This is a genomic window from Mesorhizobium sp. ORM8.1, from assembly GCF_053005525.2.
Window position 1 is genome coordinate 7,194,484 of the sequence record NZ_CM132600.1, and the last position, 18,658, is coordinate 7,213,141.

Consider the following 18,658-nt stretch of genomic DNA (forward strand, 5'->3'; position numbering starts at 1 on the left):
GAATCGTCGCGTTATTTCAGCTCTTTGCTTCGAGAGTCGGCAGCGCGCGGCCTGTCTCAGAAGGCGCTGACATAAAGCCCGCCATCGACCGGGATGTTCTGTCCGGTGAGGTAGCCGGCATGAACCGAGCAGAGGAAGGCGCAGATCTGGCCGAATTCCTCCGGCGTGCCCAGCCGCTTGGCCGGCACATCGGCGCCGATGCGGGTCTTGCGCGCTGCCGCGGCCGCCGGGTCTTCCACGGTGCCGGCCTCATGCGGGCCGCGCAGGCGGTCGGTGTCGAGCTTGCCGGGCAACAGGCTGTTGATGGTGACGTTGCGGTCGATGACCGTGCGTGCCACGCCGGCGAGGAACGACGTCAGGCCGGCCCTTGCGCCAGACGACAGGTCGAGCCCTGGGATCGGGACATAGACCGACAGCGAGGTGATGTTGACGATGCGGCCGAAGCCGCGCTTGGCCATGCCGTCGACCACCGCCTGCACCAGCTCGATCGGCGTCACCATGTTCTGCGTCACGCCTTCGAGAATCTTGGCGCGGTCGAGCTCGCGGAAATCGCGCAAGGGCGGGCCGCCATTGTTGTTGACCAGGATGTCCGGGTCGGGACAGGCGGCGAGGATCGCCTTCTGCACGTCCGGCTTCGATACGTCGCCGACGATTTCGATCACCTTGACCCCGAACCGGTCACGGATCTCCTTGGCGGTGTTGGCCACGAGCTCGGCGTTGCGGCCGTTGACGACGAGATCGACGCCGGCTTCGGCAAGCGCCATCGCGCAGCCGCGCCCGAGTCCCTTGCTCGAAGCGCAGACGATGGCTTTCTTGCCGCGAATGCCGAGATCCATGACGATTTTTCTCCTGATTGAATTGCGCGCAAGCTAGCGCCTGGGCTGGACCAACCGCAACCGTCATACGGTTGTTGCATGAATCGGGGCATAGGCACGCGAAAGCAAAGGTGAAATCGCGATGTCAGGCCCAGAGCCCCGCACTTTCCGTGCTATGTTCATTTCCGACGTGCATCTCGGCTCCAAGGCGGCCAAGGCCGATTTCCTGATCGATTTCCTGCGTCACCACGACGCCGACATCATCTATCTGGTCGGCGATATCGTCGACGGCTGGCGCCTGCGGCGCAGCTGGCACTGGCCGCAGAGCCACAACGACGTGGTGCAGAAGCTGCTGCGCAAGGCGCGCAAAGGCGCTTCGATCACCTATATCGCCGGCAACCATGACGAATTCGCCCGCCAGTTCCAGGGCGTGCATTTCGGCGGCATCGTCGTTGCCGACCGCGCCATCCACGAAACCGCCGACGGCAGGCGCCTGCTGGTGATCCATGGCGATCAGTTCGACACGGTGGTGCACAATCAGCGCTGGCTCGCCTATCTTGGCGACTATGCCTATGACGGAGCCATGGTGGTCAATCGCGTCGTGACCAAGCTGCGCCATCTGCTGGGGCTGCCGTACTGGTCGTTCTCATCCTGGGCCAAGGTCAAGGTCAAGAAGGCCGTGAACTTCATCGGCTCGTTCCAGACCGTGCTTTCCGACGAGGCCCGGCGCTCGCATGTCGACGGCGTCATCTGCGGCCACATCCACCACGCGGCGATCGAGAACTATGGCGACGTGCAATACATCAACACCGGCGACTGGGTTGAAAGCTGCACTGCGGTGGTCGAGCATTTCGACGGCCACATGGAGATCCTGACCTGGGCGCATGTGCTGCCGGAGACCGAGGCAGGCAGCGACGTGCTGGTGCCGGTCGATCTCATCGACCTCAAGGGCAGGGCGGCGCAGGCCGCCTGACCACGGCCGGTTTGCCCGCGCCTAGCTCCATTGCCTTGATTGCATTGGTGTAACGGGCGCTTTGCCGACTCTTTCGAGCGTCATCAACAGCTTTGCCTTTGATCGATTGGTCCAGGCAGTTCCGCCGCGCTTTGCTGCATGTTAGGGATCGAAACACGTTGCGCGGACGCCAAGTGCAGCGAAATTGGATCGATTCATGTCGCTGCCGCCGCTCTCGCCTGAACAGCTCGTCAAGCCAAGCCATTTCGAACTTCGCATGAGCCTGATCTTCGCGACTTTGTTCGTGTCGCAAGGCACGCATCTGCCTTACTTTCCGCTCTGGCTGCAGGCGAAAGGTTTCCATGCCGAGCAGATCGCGGTCATCCTGGCAGCGCCGATGTTCCTGCGCGTGGTGACGACGCCGATGCTGACGGCGCTTGCCGATCGGGCGAAAGACCGCGCCAACGTCTATATCGCGCTGGTCGCAGCCTCGATGGCCGTCTCGGCCGGCTATTTCCTGCCGGCCACCTACGCCATCGTGCTCGCCGTATCGCTGCTTTTGACGATCGCCTGGACACCGCATTCGCCGATGGCCGATTCGCTGGCGTTGTCGGGCGTGCGCCGCTTCGGCTCCAACTACACCGCCATGCGCAAATGGGGCTCGATTTCCTATCTGTGCGCCAACGTCGCCGGCGGTTTCATCCTGGCGGCCACCGGTCCGCAGGCGGTTCCGGTGATCATTTTCGTGGCGCTTGGCGCCGCTCTCGTAGCGGCACTAGTGGCGCCGCGGATGGGGCGGCCGCGCAAGGCCTCGCCGCTGTCGGCAACCGAGATCCAGGACAAGGCGCCGAGCCTGTTCAACGCCTATTTCCTCTATTTCACCCTTGGCGTCGGCATCATCACCGCCAGCCATGCCTTCCTCTACGGTTTCGTGTCGATCTACTGGAAGTCGATCGGCATCGGCGATTCCGTCGTCGGCCTGCTGTGGGCCTGGGGCGTTGTCTCCGAAGTCTGCATGTTCCTGTTCTTCAACCGCATTTTTTCTTCGGTCTCGGTGGTCAAGGTGATGGTGATCGCCGGCATCGGCTCGATCGTGCGCTGGATGGTCTTCCCGCTGGTCTGGCCGCTCGGCTTTGGCGTTGCCGGCTTCTTCCTCGTGCAGTCGCTGCATTCGGTATCGGTCGCAATGGTGCTGATCGGACTGCAGAAGATGATCGGCGAGACGATTTCCGAAGAGCGCACCGGTGCGGCGCAAGGCATTGCCTATTTCTTCAACGGCTTCTTCATGGCGGCAGTGACGCTTGCTTCCGGTCCGCTCTATGACCGGTTGGGCGTCGACGGCTTCTGGGCAATGATCCCGATCGCGATCATCGGCATGGCGTTGATAGGGCTTGCCGCGCGTTCAGCCCCACAGCGCCCGCTCAGGCGGTAGGACGATCGACCCGTCATAGACAAGGCCAGGCTCGCGGTCGCGCGCCAAGAGCAGCGGACCGTCGAGATCGACGAAATCGGCATCCTGGGCCAGCAGCACCGCCGGCGCCATCGCGAGCGAGGTGCCGACCATGCAGCCGACCATGATGCCGAAGCCGAGGTCGCGGGCACGATCGCGAAGCTTCAGCGCCTCGGTCAGGCCGCCCGCCTTGTCGAGCTTGATGTTGACGGCGTCATAAAGCCCGGCCAGCCCATCGAGGTCTTTTGTGCCGTGCACGCTTTCGTCGGCGCAGATCGGCACCGGATGCGCAATCCGGCGCAGGATGGCGTCCTTGCCTGCCGGCAAAGGCTGCTCGATCAGCGTGATACCATGCTCGGCGGCGAAGGCGACGTTGGCTTCGACGTTATCGTCGGTCCAGCCTTCATTGGCGTCGAGAATGATGCGGCTATTGGGCGCTGCCGCGGTGACGGCACGGATGCGGGCCATGTCGTTGTCGCCGCCGATCTTGACCTTGAGCAGCGGCCGATGCGCATTGGCGCGGGCCTGCGCCGCCATCGCTTCCGGTTCGGCAAGCGACAGCGTGTAGGCGGTTTCGAGCGGCTTGGCGGGGAGGGCGCCGATCGCGGCGGCCACGGACGTACCGCTCAGCTTGGCTTCCAGGTCCCATAAAGCACAGTCGATGGCATTGCGCGCCGCTCCCGCAGGCATGGCCGCGAGCAGGGCCACACGGTCGATGCCACGGACGATCTCGCCTCGCATGGCATCGATTGCCGCATATACGCTGTCCATCGTCTCGCCGTAACGCTTGTAGGGCACGCATTCGCCACGGCCGACATGGCCGTTGTCGGCAATCGTGACGGTGATGACTTCGGCTTCGGTTTTCGATCCGCGTGAGATGGTGAAAGTGCTGGCGATCGGGAATCGCTCCATCTCGACCGAAATGACACGCGCCATAATTTTCTTCTCCGGCTGTGCGACACCGGTCTGCCGGCAAATCGACACGCCTGTCCCATCAGGCTAAACAGGACGCCATGTTGACCATCCGCAAACGCGACGCAAGCGGCGAGGCCGCCAAGGACGCCGAGCACCAGCCGCGCGTCGCCGTGGGCGAGGAGGGCGGTGTGCTCCGTTGCGCGTTTTCCGGCGTGTGGACGACGCGCACCGTGGCGCTGATCGATGCCGACATGCGCAAGATCGAGAAGCGCAGTGGCGCAAAGCAGCTGGTGCTCGACCTTTCCAAGATTGAAAAGATCGACACGGCCGGTGCCTGGCTGATCGACCGGCTGGCCAGCGTCTTTGAGAAAAAGGGCGTCGAGGTTCATATGCAGGGGCAGAGCGAGGTCGCCTCGATCCTGCTTGGCGCGGTCGGTGACGCCGTCCGCCGTGAGCCCGAATCGGCTCCGTCCAAGCCGCCCAACATCGTCGTGCGCGCCCTCGAGCTGGTCGGCCGGCGGGTCTATGAGATACGCGACGATTTTCTCGCCTCGATGAACATCCTTGGCGCCACCATCCGCGGCGCGCAGATGAAGCTTGGTCGCGGCCATGGCGTCAATCTTGCGGCGATCTTCAACCAGATCGACCGCATGGGCGTTGGCGCGATACCGGTGGTGGTGCTGATGTCGGCGATCGTCGGCGCCATCGTTGCCCAGCAGGGCGCCTATCAGCTCAGCTATTTCGGCGCCAACATCTTTGTCGTCGACCTCGTCGGCGTGCTGATCCTGCGCGAACTCGGCGTGCTGATGACGGCGATCATGATCGCCGGCCGCTCGGGAAGCGCCATCACGGCCGAGATCGGTTCGATGAAGATGCGCGAGGAGGTCGACGCGCTGAAGGTGATCGGGCTGAACCCGATCGGCGTGCTCGTCTTTCCACGCCTGGTGGCGCTGGTGATCGGCCTGCCGTGCCTCACCATCATTGCCAATTTCGCGGCGCTTGGCGGCGGCATTGCCGCCGCATGGCTGTATTCCGACATCCCGCCGGCCGCTTTCATCGACAGGTTGCGCGCCGCCATCGACCTCAGCACCATCTTTGCCGGACTGATCAAGGCGCCGTTCATGGCGCTGATCATCGGCATCATCGCGTCGGTCGAAGGCATGAAGGTCGGCGGCAGCGCCGAATCGCTTGGTTTGCATGTGACCGCTTCGGTGGTGAAGTCAATCTTCGTCGTCATCATCCTCGACGGGCTTTTCGCCATGTTCTACGCAGCGATCGGGTTCTGAGATGGCGAACGGCAACGGCGCGGCGGCATCGCAAGACAAAGCGGACGACGAGATCGTTCTCTCGGTTCGAAACGTGACCGTTGCCATCGACGACAGGTCGATCCTCGACAAGCTTTCGCTCGACATAAAGCGGGGTGAGATCCTTGGCTTCGTCGGCGCCTCGGGCGCCGGCAAGTCGGTGCTGTTGCGCACCATCCTTGGTTTGATGCCGAAGCAGTCGGGAACGATCAGCCTGTTCGGTGTCGATGTCGACAAGGCAAGCGATGCCGAACGCCTGGGCATCGACATGCGCCTCGGCGTCCTTTTCCAGCACGGCGCGCTGTTTTCGGCGCTGACGGTGCTGGAGAACGTCCAGGTGCCGATGCGCGAATATCTCGATTTGCCTAAGTCGCTGATGGATGAACTCGCCTTGCTCAAGATCGAGCTGGTCGGGTTGCCGCCGGATGCTGCCCAAAAATTCCCGTCCGAGCTTTCCGGCGGCATGATCAAGCGCGCGGCGCTGGCGCGGGCGCTCGCGCTCGACCCCGACATCGTCTTTCTCGACGAGCCGACGTCGGGGCTCGACCCGATCAGCGCGGCCGAATTCGACGAGTTGGTCGTCAAGCTGCGCGACACGATGGATTTGACCGTCTACATGGTCACACACGATCTCGACACGCTGTTCACCGCCTGCGACCACGTAGCGGTGCTGGGCAAGAAGAAGGTGCTGGTCGAGGGCACGATTGACGACATGCTGAAGAGTGATGAGCCGTGGGTGAAATCCTATTTCCGCGGAAAACGCGCCCGGCAACTTGATCTTGCGGCGCGCACATAGCCATAAGTGAGGCGATGGAAACAAGAGCCAACTATGTAATTGTCGGCATCTTCACGCTGGGCGCGATCCTTGCGGCCTTCGCCTTCGTCTATTGGACCGCGGCGATCGGCGACAAGGGCGAAACGACGATGCTGCGCGTGCGTATCCCGGGCTCGGCTTCCGGTCTCAGCCGCGGCAGCCAGGTTCTGTTCAACGGCGTCAGGGTTGGCGACGTCAAGAATGTCTATATCGACGGTGACGATCCCACCGTCGCCATTGCAGATACCGAAGTCGCGAGTTGGACGCCGATCACCAAGTCGACGCAGGCCGACCTGGGACTGACCGGCCTCAGCGGCCAGGCCAATATCGAGCTCAAGGGCGCCGATCCCAAGGAAGCCAGGGTTCTCGACGAGGCGAAAAAGGAAGGCAGGATCGCCGAGATCGTCGCCAACCCGTCAGCCGTCACCAATCTTTTGCAGACGGCGCAGAACATCTTTACCCGCGCCGACAAGGTGCTGACCGAGCTCGAAGGCTTCACCAAGGATGTCCGCGGCCCGCTGACGCAGACGGTCAAGAATGTCGAGACCTTCTCCGACGCGCTGGCCAAGAATTCCGACGGCATCGACAAGTTCCTCTCGGCGGTGAGCTCGCTTTCCGATCAGCTGAAGAACGTTTCGGGCCGGCTCGACAGCACGCTCAAGGCGGCCGAAGGCCTGCTCAATTCCGTCGACAAGGACCAGATCAAGAGCATCGTGGCCAATGTCGATACGGTGACGGCGAACCTGAAAGAGACCTCGAAGCAGTTCGACACCGTCATCGGCAACGTCAACACGGCGGTCGTCTCGATCAACGATTTCGCCAAGCAGACGCAAGGCACCCTGGACAAAGTCAACGGCGTGCTCGACGGCATCGATCCCGCCGATGTGAAGGCAGCTTTGGCCAACATCCAGAAGGCCAGCGCCAACGCCGACAAGGCCGCCGCCGATATCGCCAGGGTCACCGACAAGATCGCCAACCGCTCCGACGACATCAATGATACCATCAAGAATGCCCGCCAGCTCTCGCAGCGCCTCAACGATGCCTCGGTGCGCGTCGACGGCATCCTTGCCAAGGTCGATAAGCTTCTCGGATCCGGCGAAGCCAACGGCGTGATGGCTGACGCCCGGGCGACGCTGAAATCCTTCAAGCAGGTTGCCGATACGCTGAACTCTCGCCTCGGCACCATCGTCGACAATCTGTCGCGCTTCTCCGGCTCGGGTCTGCAGAATGTCGAAGCGCTGGTGCAGGACAGCCGGCGTTCGATCAACCGCATCGAGGAAGCAGTGACCGACCTCAGCCGCAATCCGCAGCGCATTTTGTCCGGCGGTGAGGGCGAGGTCCGACAGTTCGATGGAAGGGCACGGCGTTGACTTCCGCTGCCGCGACCGCCAAGAAATGAACCGCAAGTGTGGGTTGATCGTAAGATCCGGGGACAACGGGGATCAGGCGTGAAGTCGGTGAGAGGGTTGAAGTCGGTTGCCGCCGCGGCGCTCGTGCTCACACTTGCCGGCTGTGCCGCCCTTGGCGGCAAGCCGGCGCCGCTCGATACGTTCGAGCTGTCCGCGCCTTCGGTCGACATACATGCCCATAGCCGTCGCCAGATCCTGATCGCCCAGCCTTCGGCGCTGAAGGCGCTGGACAGCCAGAACATCGTCATCAGGCCGTCCGACGGATCGATCCAGTTCCTCAAGGGCGCGCAATGGGCGGACCGCCTGCCGCTCATCGTCCAGGCGAGACTGGCCGAGACCTTCCAGCGTTCCGGCAGCTTTGCCGGCGTCGGCAAGCCGGGCGAAGGGCTGGCGATCGACTATCAAATCATCGTCGAGGTGCGTTCCTTCGAGGTGCGCGTCAATGGCGGCGATCATGCCGATGTCGACCTGTTCGTGCGCATCCTCAACGACCGCAACGGCGAGGTGCGGGCGTCAAAGAGTTTTACGGCGAGCGCGCCTGTGTCGGGCAAAGGCAACACCGCCTATGTCGACGCGCTGGACAGCGCGTTTGGCCAGGCCGCCAAGGACATCGTCCGCTGGACGGATTCTGTCATCTGAGCGGACCCGGGAAGGCTGTTCGAAGACGAACCGAATTTCAATCGAAGACATAAAAAAGGCGGGCCTTGGCCCGCCTTCTTTTCCTTCGGCGCCTTTACCGGTTTATTGCAACCGGCCGCTGGCATGGGCCAGCATGGTGTAGACCTTGCCGGTGTCGGACGTCAGGTAGGTCTGCGCCATGATGTTGTCGCGGTCGTTGCGCGAGACATCCTTGAGGAGCTTCTCGAAATCCTCGCAGTAGCGGTCGACGGCGGCGCGGAATTCCGTCTCGGCCTGATACTTACGGCGGATCTCGTCGAAGGTCTGCTGGCCCTTCAGCGTGTAGAGGCGGCGCGTGAACACGTCGCGCTCGCCGCGCCGGTAGCGGTTCCACAGCTCGATCGAGGCGTCGTGGTCGATGGCGCGCGCGATGTCGACGGAGAGCGAGTTGAGCGACTCCATCACATGCAGCGGTGAGCGTTGGGCAGGCGTCGCGCGCGGTGCTTCGGCGAGCGCTGCCGGCCTAAGCTCCTCCTCGCGCGAGGCGTTGGTCAACAGATCGCGCACCCAGCCGCCTTGCGGCGTCTTGGCATTGGGATCGCGGCGCGGCGCCTCGGCGGGGCGCTCGAGATCGAGCGTGCCGCGCAGCGCCGTCTCGGCGACCGGCGCCTGCGGCGCTCGAGGCGGTGGCGGTTGTGGCTGCGACTGCGGCTGCGGCGGACGGCGCAGCGGCGGTTCAGCCGCACGGGCCGGCGCCTGCGGAGCCGGGCGCAGACCGCGCGGCTCGCCGGCTTCGCTGGAGCCACTGCGGCCGGATTTCGCAACGATATCCGACAGTTCCTTCAGCGCATTGATCTGCTCGGCGACGGCGCGGCGGATGGCCGAGGTCGATTCCTTGGCCTCTTCCGGCATCTCGATGACGCCCTTCTTGAGCTCGGCCCGGGTGAGATCGAGCTCGCTCTTGATGGAGCCGGCGGTGCGGCGCATCTCCTCGGTGGCGTCGGCGAAGCGGCGGGTGGCCGATTCGACGACCTCCGTGATGGCCGTGCGGATCTTTTCCGCCGATTCCATCGTGCGGCCTTCCGCGTTCTGCATCGTCTGGCCAACGAGGTTCTCGAAGGACCGCATCACCCGCTCGAGGTCTTCCGACTTCTTGACCAGGCCGACGGCGAGGTCTTCCAGCGACGACTGGCGCTCCAGCGTGTGCTCGAGATTGCTCTGCGCGGAGCTGAGCAAATTCGAGGCGCTGGACAAGAGGCGGCTGTGCTCGTCGAACTTGGTCGCGATCGAGGCAACTTCGCGCAGCGTCGACGACGACAGGTCGGTGAGCCGCGTCGTGTTGGAATCGACCAGGCGTGCCGAGGACGCGAAGGTCTGCGCGGCCTTCTCCGTGGTCGTGGCGAAGCTCTGCGTGCTGCCGGCAAGCCGCTCCTCGACCTGGCCGAGGTTGACCGCAGCCTGATCGATCAGCTGGCCGAGCTGGGCGCTGGAGGTCGACATGCGGCCGATGAGGTCGGAAACGCTGTCGGCAAGCGAGGAGCGTGCGCCCTCGACAGCCGAAAGCGTCTCGGCCGTGCGGCTGGCGAGCGCGTTGACCAGGCTTGCATTTTCGCTGCGCAGCTTCTCGGTTGCCCGCTCGGTGACTTCTTCCATGCTGCGCTGCAGCTCGGATCCGCCCTGGGTGAAGCGATCGACCAAAGGCCTGGCCGTCTCGTCGAGGATTTTTGCCATTTCGGCCGAGCGTGCGGCGAGCATGGTGTTGAGCTCGCGCGTGTTGGAGCCGATGGTCTTAGCCGCCTCGTTGGTGCTCTGGCCGATATGCTGGCCGACCGCGGTGAAGGTCTCGGCAATGACGTTGGCGCGCGAGATCAGCTGGGCCTCGGCGTTGGAGACCTGCTCGTTGAGCTTCTGGCCCATCGTTTCGGCGGTGTAGGCGAGGCGGTTCTCGACATTCGCCACCTGGTCCTCGACACGGGCGGCGGCAGCGGCGGCGCTCGCCGACAGCCGCTCGTCGGCGCCGGCCAGCACCTGCTCGATTTCGCGGGCATGGACAGCCAGCTCCTGGCCGGTCTGGCGCGCGCGGTCGGCGACGCGCTGCTCGGTGGAGGCGAAGGCGCCGACGATGGTGTCGGCATGCTCGCCAATGGCCGAGCTGCTCGAGGCAATGCGCGCCACCAGCCGGTTGTCGGCGTCGTCGAAGATCCGGCCAATTTCGCCTGCGCGGGCCGAGAGCGCTTCGGCACCTTCCGCGATGCGCGACATCAACTGCCGGTCGGCGCTGTCGAAGACGCGGCCCAGATCAGAGGCGCGGGCGGCCAGCGCTTCGGCCGATTCGCCGATGCGCATCGAGAGCCGCTCGTCGGCGCCCTCGAAGTTGCGCAGGATATCGCCGGCGCGTGCGGCCAGCGACTGCGCGGTTTCGACCGCGCGGGCAACAAGCTTCTGGTCGGCGGCGTCGAAGGTGTTGGCGATCTCGCCGGCGCGGCTGGCCAGCTTGTCGGCGGTTTCCTCGGCGCGGGCCATAAGAGCGCTCGACGCATCGTCGGCGCGGGCCATGAGCATGTTGGACGTATCCTGGGCACGCTCATGCAGGCGGCGGTCCGCCTGCTCGAAAGCCTGGGCGATGTCCTCGGCCCGGGCAAGCAATGCCGCCGAGGTCTGCTCGGCGCGTTCGGCGATCTTGCGGTCGGCGTCGCTGAAGGCCGCACCCGCCTGCTCGTGCAGGGTGCTGGTCACTTCCATCACCTTGTCGCGCAGGGCGCCTGCCACGAAGACGGCGGTCTTTTCCAGGACACCGCGGACGTTGTCGACGCCGGTCGAGAGCGCGCGCTCCATGGTGCCGGCGCGTTCCTCGATAATGCCGGTCTGGCGGCTGAAGGCCTGTTCGATCTTTTCGACATCGGCGGCGATCGCGGCCGAGATGTCGCCGCTTCTGGCGGCGATCTGGTCGATATGGCCGGCGACCGAGCGGTCGACATCCTTGCGTGCGTCGGTGAGCTTGACGAGATCGTCCTCGAGCGCCCGGGCCAGCATGTTGCGGCCTTCCGACAGCTTGCCGACATGGCCGGCGATGACGTCGTCGATCTGCGAACGGCTATCGGCCAGCTGCTGAAGGTCGGTTTCCAGAGCACGTGTGAGGATGTTGCGGCCTTCGGCAAGCTTCTCGACCTGACCGGCGACCAGGCCGTCGATGCTGGCGCGGCTTTCGGCAAGCTTGGCGAGATCGGCTTCCAGGGCGCGCGTGAGGATATCACGGCCTTCAGCAAGCTTCTCGACCTGACCGGTGACCAGGCCGTCGATGCCGGTGCGACTTTCAGCCAGCTTGGCAAGGTCGGCCTCAAGCGCGCGCTTGAGGATATCGCGGCCTTCGGCGAGCTTCTCGACCTGGCCGGCGACCAGGCCGTCGATCGAGGAGCGGCTTTCCGCCAGTTTCGCCAGATCGTCCTCCAGGGCCTTCGACAATGCCAAGCGATTTTGCGAGAGCTGATCGGCATGCGTCTGCATGAGGCCGCTGGCGCTCGTCAAATCGGTTTCAAGCGCGCGCGAAAGCTCGGCGCGGTGATCGGTGATCTTCTGCGAATGATCGACGATCGCGCCCTGGATCGTGTTGAGGTCGGCTTCGAGCGCGCGCTTGAGGATGTTGCGGCCTTCGGCAAGCTTCTCGACCTGACCGGCGACCAGGCCGTCGATCGAGGAGCGGCTTTCCGCCAGTTTCGCAAGATCGTCTTCAAGCGATTTCGACAGCCCAGAGCGTTCCTGAACCAGACGGTTCTGATGCTCGGCAACCGCGCTGCCTACGCTCAGCAAGTCATCCTGCAGCGCATTGGACAATGCGGAGCGTTCCTGAACGAGGCGATCCTGATGTTCGGCAACGGCGCTGCTTACATGGCGCAAATCGTCTTGCAGGGCACTGGACAAGGCGGAGCGATTCTCCACCAGCTTGTTCTGATGCTCGTTGATGGCGCCGCTGACCGACTGCAGGTCGGCTTCCAAAGCCTTCGACAATTGGGCGCGATCTTCCAGCACCTTGTCGGAGTGTCCCGCAATGGCACCCTTGATGTTGTTGAGGTCGGCTTCCAGCGCGCGCTTGAGGATATCGCGGCCTTCGGCGAGCTTCTCGACCTGGCCGGCGACCAGGCCGTCGATCGAGGCGCGGCTGTCGGCCAGTTTCGCAAGATCGGCCTCCAGCGTCTGCGACAGCACGCTGCGATCCTCGGCGAGCTTGTTGGAATGGCTGTCGATCAGCCCGCGGATGCCGCTCAGATCATGTTCCAGCGCACGGCTCAGTTCGCCGCGGTCCTCGGCGAGCTTGGCCGAGTGGGTCTCGACCAGGCCCCTGATGCCGATAATGTCGGTTTCGAGCGCCTGGGCGAGCACGGCGCGGCCCTCGGCAATCTTCTCGACCTGGCCGGCGACAAGGCCGTCGATCGAGGCGCGGCTGTCGGCGAGCTTGCCGAGATCGGCTTCCAAGGCGCGTGCAAGGATGTTGCGGCCTTCGGCCAATTTGCCGACGTGGCCAGCGACCATTTCGTCAATGATCGTGCGGGCTTGGACAAGCCTGCTGGAGTCTTCATTCAAAGCCTGGGCGAGGCGGTTACGGCCTTCCTCGAGCTGTTCGAGGTGGCCGCCCAGCGAAGCGTCTATGGCGGCGCGCGATTCGTTGACCTTGCGCAGGTCTTCTTCCAGCGCGCGCGAGATCAGGCCGCGACCTTCGGCCAGCTTCTGCACCTGGTTGGTGACCGCCGCATCGATCGCGGCGCGGCCTTCGGCGAATTTCGCCAGGTCCGTCTGCATGGCGGTAGCCATGCGTTCGCGGCTCTCGGAAAGCTTGCGGCTGTGGTTTTCGACGGCTTCCTCGATGCCGACGCGGGCATTGGCGAGCCGCTGGATGTCGGTATCGAAGGAGCGCGACACGACGTGTCGGGCCGCTTCCATGCGGCCGGCGAAATCGGTGGCGCGGGCTTCGAGCATCGACGATGTCGACGAGATGATGTCGGCCATATCGGCGCCAATCTGCGTCTTGCCCTGGTCGATCATCGACGACAGCTGGTCCTTGCTCTCGGCGAAGGTGTGGGCAATCTCGCGGGCGCGTTCGACCATCGTTTCATTGATCTGGCGGGCGCGGGCTTCCAGCGCGGCATTCAGCTTCTGGGTGCCAGTGTCGAGCGCCTCGGCGCGGGTTTGGAATTCGCTGATCAGCGCCTGGCCGCGCTCGGCCAGCGTGCGCTCGATGCCATTGAGGCTCGCCTCGAACTCGGAATTCAACGTGCGCGCCGCGCCGCCGAGCAGCGAAACCATGCCGTGGGTGCGATCGTCGAGCAGATCGGTCAGCGAGCGGGTGAGGCCGTCCGTGGTGTCGGTGAGCTTGGCAATGCGGGTGTCGAGCAGGCTGGCGAAGGCCTCGCCGGACGTCGAAAGCCGGTCGGTGATGTTGTCGAGGCGCGACTCCACGGAATCGAAGATCGATGTCGAGCTGTCGTTGATGCGATCGATCAGCGTGTCGCCGGAATTGTTGATCGTCATCGACAGCTTGGTCGAAGCGTTGAGGATCGAATCGCGGATGATATCGCTGGCCGCGCCGATCTCGTCGCGCAACGTCTCGTGCGCGCTGGAGATCGAGGCGCGCACGCGCTCGGCATGGCTGACGACCGCTTCGCGCTCGCTGCCGAGGCCATCGACCAGCGAGCGGATGCGGGATTCGTTTTCCGTATAGGAGCGCTCGATCTGGCTGACTTCGCTGTGGACAAGCGTCTCGAGTTCCACGGCGCGCGCCAAAGTGCGCTCGATGCCTTCGCCCATGGCCGCCACTTCGCGGCGAACGGCCTGGCCGATCATCATGACGCGATCCTGGGCGAGGTTTTCCGGCTCCGCCAGGCGGAAGGCGACCTCGGTCATCGACTGCGCCGCGAGACGCATTTCCTGGGCGCGCCGGATCATGGCGGCAAAGGCCCAGAACAGGATCACCGGCACGATTGCGGCGACCGCAAGCCCGATGAGGTCGGGGCGGGCGAAGAACTGGTCGAAAGTGCGGATCTTCCAGATGCCGGGGCCGAACAAGAGATTGGCGAGGCCGCCGGCGCCGGCGATCCAGGCCAGCGAAACAAACGCGATCACCCAGTAGATGGTGCTCGATGCACGCCGGTTGAGGCCGTGCAGCAGCGTCTTATAGTCCTTCTGGCGATCGTCATTGGCGGGTGCAAAGCCGGCCGGGGGCGTGAAGCCGTTCGCCTGGGTATTGCGCGACTCGACCGGACGAAGTTCGGCCGGCTTGGCAGCAGGCGCCTTCGGAGGCTGGGACTGCGTCGCCGGCTCTGCCTTCTGGCTGCGGCCTTCGCGCGCCAGTTCGTCGGCCGCCGCCGAAATCTGAGCCTCGAGATCTTCCATCGACGCCGCCATGTCGAGGCCGCCGTCGTCGCCGTTGAGGTCAAGGTCGAGCGCCTTTTCCAGCTCCGCGGCCACGTCATTCTCGAGAGATTTCGTCGTCGTTGGTTTCTTAGCCATGCCTTCGCTACCCTGTACTAGCTGCCGCGGGACTTATGATTTTGGCCTGATTCTGGCTTGTCTATCCCGCGCAGGAGGCTGAAAAATGGACCTTCGTATCGTAATGACACACTGGGGTAAAGAAAACATGCATTCGGGCCGATACGTAAAACTTTAAATATAAGGTTAACGCAAGCGTGATGCGCTTGCCTCCGTGACAACATTTTTCCGCGCCAACCGTTAACCGGATGGCGACCCGAGTCGCCTATTTTCTTGGGCTGTCTGCCCGCTTGATGGAGTTTCTAGTGCGTATGCGTGGCGAAGTTGGTGTTGCGTTTTCCATGCCCGGTGGCGATGTATCCGGGACGGCCGGGGCCCGCCCGGTCGATCTTGCCCATCTGGCGCGCCAGACGATGGGCGACCGCGAACTCGAACGGGAGGTGCTGGCGATGTTCGTGCACCAGTCGCTTTCGGTGCGCGATCAAATCGTTGATGCCGACGTCCGGCAAAGAGTGCTTCTTGCGCATGGCTTGAAGGGATCGGCGCGCGGCATCGGCGCCTTTGCCGTGGCCGACTGCGCGGCGATCATCGAAGGGCAGCCGGACGACACCCGCGCGCTCAAGAAGCTCAGCACGCTGATCGAGGAAGTGCGCGACTTCATCGCCGGCATCAATCGCTGAACTGCGTCGCCCTGAAGCGAATTTAGGCGAGGCAGTTTAGGTTTTTGTTTTATGCATGTCGTCGCCGCAAAACCGCTGCACACTTTTGTGCGACATGCATTGGCCCATCTTCCGAAAAAACGGCATTTCGTGGCGCTTTCGCGCCGCAGTTGACTTGTCCGGTGGAGTGATTATCTCCGCTGCGACTCCTCAGGTGACTAATGACAAAGCTGACTTACATCGCCCATGACGGGACCCAGTTCGACGTCGATGCCGAAAACGGCTCGACCGTCATGGAAAACGCGATCCGCAACGCGGTTCCCGGTATCGAGGCCGAGTGCGGTGGCGCCTGCGCCTGCGCGACCTGCCACGTCTATGTCGACGAGGCCTGGACGGCAGAAGTCGGCGAGCCGGAAGCGATGGAGGAGGACATGCTGGATTTCGCCTATGAAGTCCGGCCGAATTCGCGCCTGTCCTGCCAGATCAAGGTCCGCGACGCGCTCGACGGGCTGGTCGTGCGGGTCCCTGAGCGCCAGGGCTGAAAAGTCGATTTTTGCCGCTGCCGCTTGGCAGCGAGCCGGTGGTCATGCAGTCTCACGCCAGTCCAGCAGCGAGGCACACCGCATGACCGAGACCATCAAGACGGACGTTCTCATTGTAGGCGCAGGGCCTATCGGCCTGTTCGCGGTGTTCGAGCTTGGCCTCCTGGACATGAAGTGCCATCTCATCGACATTCTCGACCGCTCCGGCGGCCAGTGCGCCGAGCTCTATCCGGAAAAGCCGATCTACGATATTCCGGGCTGGCCCACGATCTCGGCCCAGGGGCTCGTCGACAAGCTCACGGAGCAGATCGCGCCCTTCAAGCCGGACTTCACCTTCAACCGCATGGTGTCGAGCCTGGAAAAGCTCGAGGACGGAACTTTTCGCGTCACCACCGACGAGGGCGAGCTGTTCGAGGCCAAGGTGGTGGTGATCGCCGCCGGCGGCGGCTCTTTCCAGCCCAAGCGCCCGCCGATACCGGGCATCGAGGCCTATGAAGGCAAGAGCGTCTTCTATTCGGTCCGGCGCATGGAGGAATTCCGCGGTCATGATCTCGTCATCGTCGGCGGCGGCGATTCCGCGCTCGACTGGACGCTCAACCTGCAGCCGATCGCCAAAAGCGTGACGCTCGTCCACCGGCGCCCGGAATTCCGCGCCGCGCCCGACAGCGTCAACAAGATGTATGCCATGCATGAGATGAAGCAGCTGGAGTTCCTGGTCGGTCAGGTCAGCGGGCTGGCCGGCGCGGACGGCCAGCTTTCCTCCGCGACGATCAAAGGCGGCCCGGACGGCGATGTCGAGGTGCCGTGCACGCGCATGCTGCCCTTCTTCGGTCTCACCATGAAGCTCGGGCCGATCGCCGAATGGGGGCTCAACCTGCATGAGAACCTCATCCCGGTGGACACCGAGAAATTCCAGACGTCGGTGCCCGGCATTTTCGCCGTCGGCGACATCAACTGGTATCCCGGCAAGCTGAAGCTGATCCTGTCGGGCTTCCACGAGGTGGCGCTGATGGCGCAGGCGGCCAAGCGCATCGTCAGCCCGGGCGAGCGTATCGTCTTCCAGTACACGACCTCGTCGACCAGCCTGCAGAAGAAGCTCGGCGTCCACGACTAGACTTTTTGTTCGCATACGAAACCGAGAGCCGTCCCGTCATTCAGCAAGCACCGGCGCGGCATGCTCGTCGCGGCCGCGCAGGGCTTTCTCCGGCATCAGGAAGAGCACGATGAGCGCCAGGACGAGCGTGATGCCGGCGGTCAGGAAGATCATCACGAACGGCAACGCCGATGTCAGCTGGATCGGTGTCTGCGAGCCCTCGGAGGAGAGCGGCAAGCCATAGCCGAGCGCGACGGCGCCAAGCATGGCGACGCCCAGAGCGCCGCCCAGCGTGCGTAGGAAGGTCAGCACGCCGGTCGCGACCCCTAGATGGGTTCGATCGACCGCGTTCTGGACAGAGACGGTGGCGACAGGGAACGTCGTTCCGCCGCCCAGGCCGACCAAAGTGGTCAGGATCTCGACCTCGAGCAACGAGGCGTGTCCCGCAATGGCACTGAGCAGGCCGATGCTGACAATGGCCAAGGTGACGCCGATCATGGCGATACGCTTATAGTGCACGAAGCGCGGGATCATGCGGCCCGAGAAGGTGGCGCCGGCGACGGTGCCAAGCAGCAGCCCGAGCATGGCTGTGCCGGATTCGCTGACCGAAAGCCCCACCACCGATTGCAGGTAAACCGGTAGGTAGACCGAGGCGCCGATGTTGGCGGCTTGAAGCAGGAACATCGACAGCGTGCCGGCGAGCACGATCGGATTGCTCAGCACCTCGAGCGAGATCAGCGGCTCGGCGGCGGCGCAAGAGCCTCAGCGCGAAGAAAGCCCAGAACACGGCCGAGCAGGCCACAAGGCCGAGGATTTCGCGCGAGAACCAGGGATAGGTGCTGCCGCCCCAGTTGAGTGCCAGCAGCAGCAGCGCCGTGGCAATCACCAGAAGCACCGCACCCAGCCCGTCGATGCGGTGGTTCTTGGCGACGATCGGCAATTTCTTCAGCGGGTTGTTGATGATGGCCATCGCCAGGAAGCCGATCGGCAGGTTGATCCAGAAGATCAGAGACCAGTGCAGATGCTCGGCAAAGACGCCGCCGAGCAGCGGACCGGCGATGCTGGCGACTGCCCAGGTGCCGGAGATCCAGGCCGCATAGCGGGCGCGCTCGCGCGGCGGCACGAGGTCGCCGATCACGGTTTGCGCCAGCGCGAACAGGCCACCGCCGCCGGCGCCCTGGATGGCGCGCCCGATGACCAGCACCAGCATGTTGGGCGCCAGCGCGCTGACCAGCGAGCCAATGAGGAAGATGAGGATCGCGGCATAGATGACCGGACGGCGGCCATAGACATCGGAAATCTTGCCGTAGAGCGGCGCAACGGCGGTCGCCGTCAGAAGATAGCCGGTGACGATCCAGGGCAGGTATTCGGCATGGCCGAGCGCGCGCGCGATGGTCGGCAGGGCCGGGGCGACGATGGTCTGGTCAAGGGCTGCCAAAAGCATCGACAACAGCACGCCGCCGATGATGGCGTTCTTCTCGCTCTCGCTCAACACCGGCGAGGGCTTTGTCGCCATCGTGTTGTTGTCGACGGTCTGGTCCATGCTTCATTCTTTCAAAGGCTGATGCTCGATCCGCCGTGAGGCGGACGGCCATAGGCGGTCCGTT

The 18,658-nt window shown here is 64.0% G+C and carries 12 protein-coding genes and 1 pseudogene; 9 read left to right on the forward strand and 4 right to left on the reverse strand.

Annotation, left to right across the window (positions count from 1 at the left end):
* Positions 1-56: 56 nt before the first annotated feature.
* Positions 57-836, reverse strand: coding sequence for an SDR family oxidoreductase (locus ACVDG8_RS35865; RefSeq protein WP_447252700.1), 780 nt, complete (start codon positions 834-836; stop codon positions 57-59).
* A gap of 154 nt (positions 837-990) precedes the next feature.
* On the opposite strand from ACVDG8_RS35865, the gene ACVDG8_RS35870 reads away from it, so the two are divergent.
* Positions 991-1,788, forward strand: coding sequence for a UDP-2,3-diacylglucosamine diphosphatase (locus tag ACVDG8_RS35870; protein ID WP_447252701.1), 798 nt, complete (start codon positions 991-993; stop codon positions 1,786-1,788).
* 196 nt (positions 1,789-1,984) lie between these two features.
* Positions 1,985-3,199 (forward strand): MFS transporter, encoded by a 1,215-nt coding sequence (locus ACVDG8_RS35875; RefSeq protein WP_447252702.1) that lies wholly within the window; start codon positions 1,985-1,987, stop codon positions 3,197-3,199.
* On the opposite strand, the gene dgcA is transcribed toward ACVDG8_RS35875, so the two are convergent.
* Positions 3,170-4,153 carry an N-acetyl-D-Glu racemase DgcA gene (gene dgcA, locus ACVDG8_RS35880; protein ID WP_447252703.1) on the reverse strand — a complete coding sequence of 328 codons (984 nt, stop codon included), beginning with the start codon at positions 4,151-4,153 and terminating at the stop codon, positions 3,170-3,172. The two genes, ACVDG8_RS35875 and dgcA, sit on opposite strands and share 30 nt — an antisense overlap.
* A 77-nt stretch (positions 4,154-4,230) precedes the next feature.
* On the opposite strand from dgcA, the gene ACVDG8_RS35885 reads away from it, so the two are divergent.
* The 4 genes from ACVDG8_RS35885 (at position 4,231) to ACVDG8_RS35900 (ending at position 8,298) form a co-directional block, all read left to right on the forward strand.
* Positions 4,231-5,418: an ABC transporter permease gene (locus ACVDG8_RS35885; RefSeq protein WP_447252704.1), complete on the forward strand. Its 1,188-nt coding sequence runs from the start codon at positions 4,231-4,233 to the stop codon at positions 5,416-5,418.
* Between the two features lies 1 nt (position 5,419).
* Positions 5,420-6,232, forward strand: coding sequence for an ABC transporter ATP-binding protein (locus ACVDG8_RS35890; protein ID WP_447252705.1), 813 nt, complete (start codon positions 5,420-5,422; stop codon positions 6,230-6,232).
* A gap of 14 nt (positions 6,233-6,246) precedes the next feature.
* Entirely contained in the window at positions 6,247-7,620 is a 1,374-nt protein-coding gene (locus ACVDG8_RS35895; protein ID WP_447252706.1) for an MlaD family protein, read from the forward strand.
* Between the two features lie 87 nt (positions 7,621-7,707).
* On the forward strand, positions 7,708-8,298 hold the full coding sequence (locus tag ACVDG8_RS35900) for an ABC-type transport auxiliary lipoprotein family protein (protein ID WP_447257181.1): 591 nt from the start codon (positions 7,708-7,710) through the stop codon (positions 8,296-8,298).
* 102 nt (positions 8,299-8,400) lie between these two features.
* On the opposite strand, the gene ACVDG8_RS35905 is transcribed toward ACVDG8_RS35900, so the two are convergent.
* Complete coding sequence (locus ACVDG8_RS35905; protein ID WP_455707449.1) at positions 8,401-14,778, reverse strand: kinesin; 6,378 nt, start codon at positions 14,776-14,778, stop codon at positions 8,401-8,403.
* A 290-nt stretch (positions 14,779-15,068) separates the two neighbouring features.
* Between ACVDG8_RS35905 and ACVDG8_RS35910 the strand changes: the two genes are divergently transcribed.
* The 3 genes from ACVDG8_RS35910 (at position 15,069) to ACVDG8_RS35920 (ending at position 17,072) form a co-directional block, all read left to right on the forward strand.
* Positions 15,069-15,437, forward strand: coding sequence for an Hpt domain-containing protein (locus ACVDG8_RS35910; RefSeq protein ID WP_447257182.1), 369 nt, complete (start codon positions 15,069-15,071; stop codon positions 15,435-15,437).
* Positions 15,438-15,637: 200 nt separating this feature from the next.
* Positions 15,638-15,958, forward strand: coding sequence for a 2Fe-2S iron-sulfur cluster-binding protein (locus tag ACVDG8_RS35915; RefSeq protein WP_337093431.1), 321 nt, complete (start codon positions 15,638-15,640; stop codon positions 15,956-15,958).
* Positions 15,959-16,040: 82 nt separating this feature from the next.
* Complete coding sequence (locus ACVDG8_RS35920) at positions 16,041-17,072, forward strand: NAD(P)/FAD-dependent oxidoreductase (protein ID WP_447252708.1); 1,032 nt, start codon at positions 16,041-16,043, stop codon at positions 17,070-17,072.
* 36 nt (positions 17,073-17,108) lie between these two features.
* Here ACVDG8_RS35920 and ACVDG8_RS35925 read toward each other — a convergent pair.
* A pseudogene (locus ACVDG8_RS35925) lies at positions 17,109-18,594 on the reverse strand (MDR family MFS transporter).
* Positions 18,595-18,658: the final 64 nt, after the last annotated feature.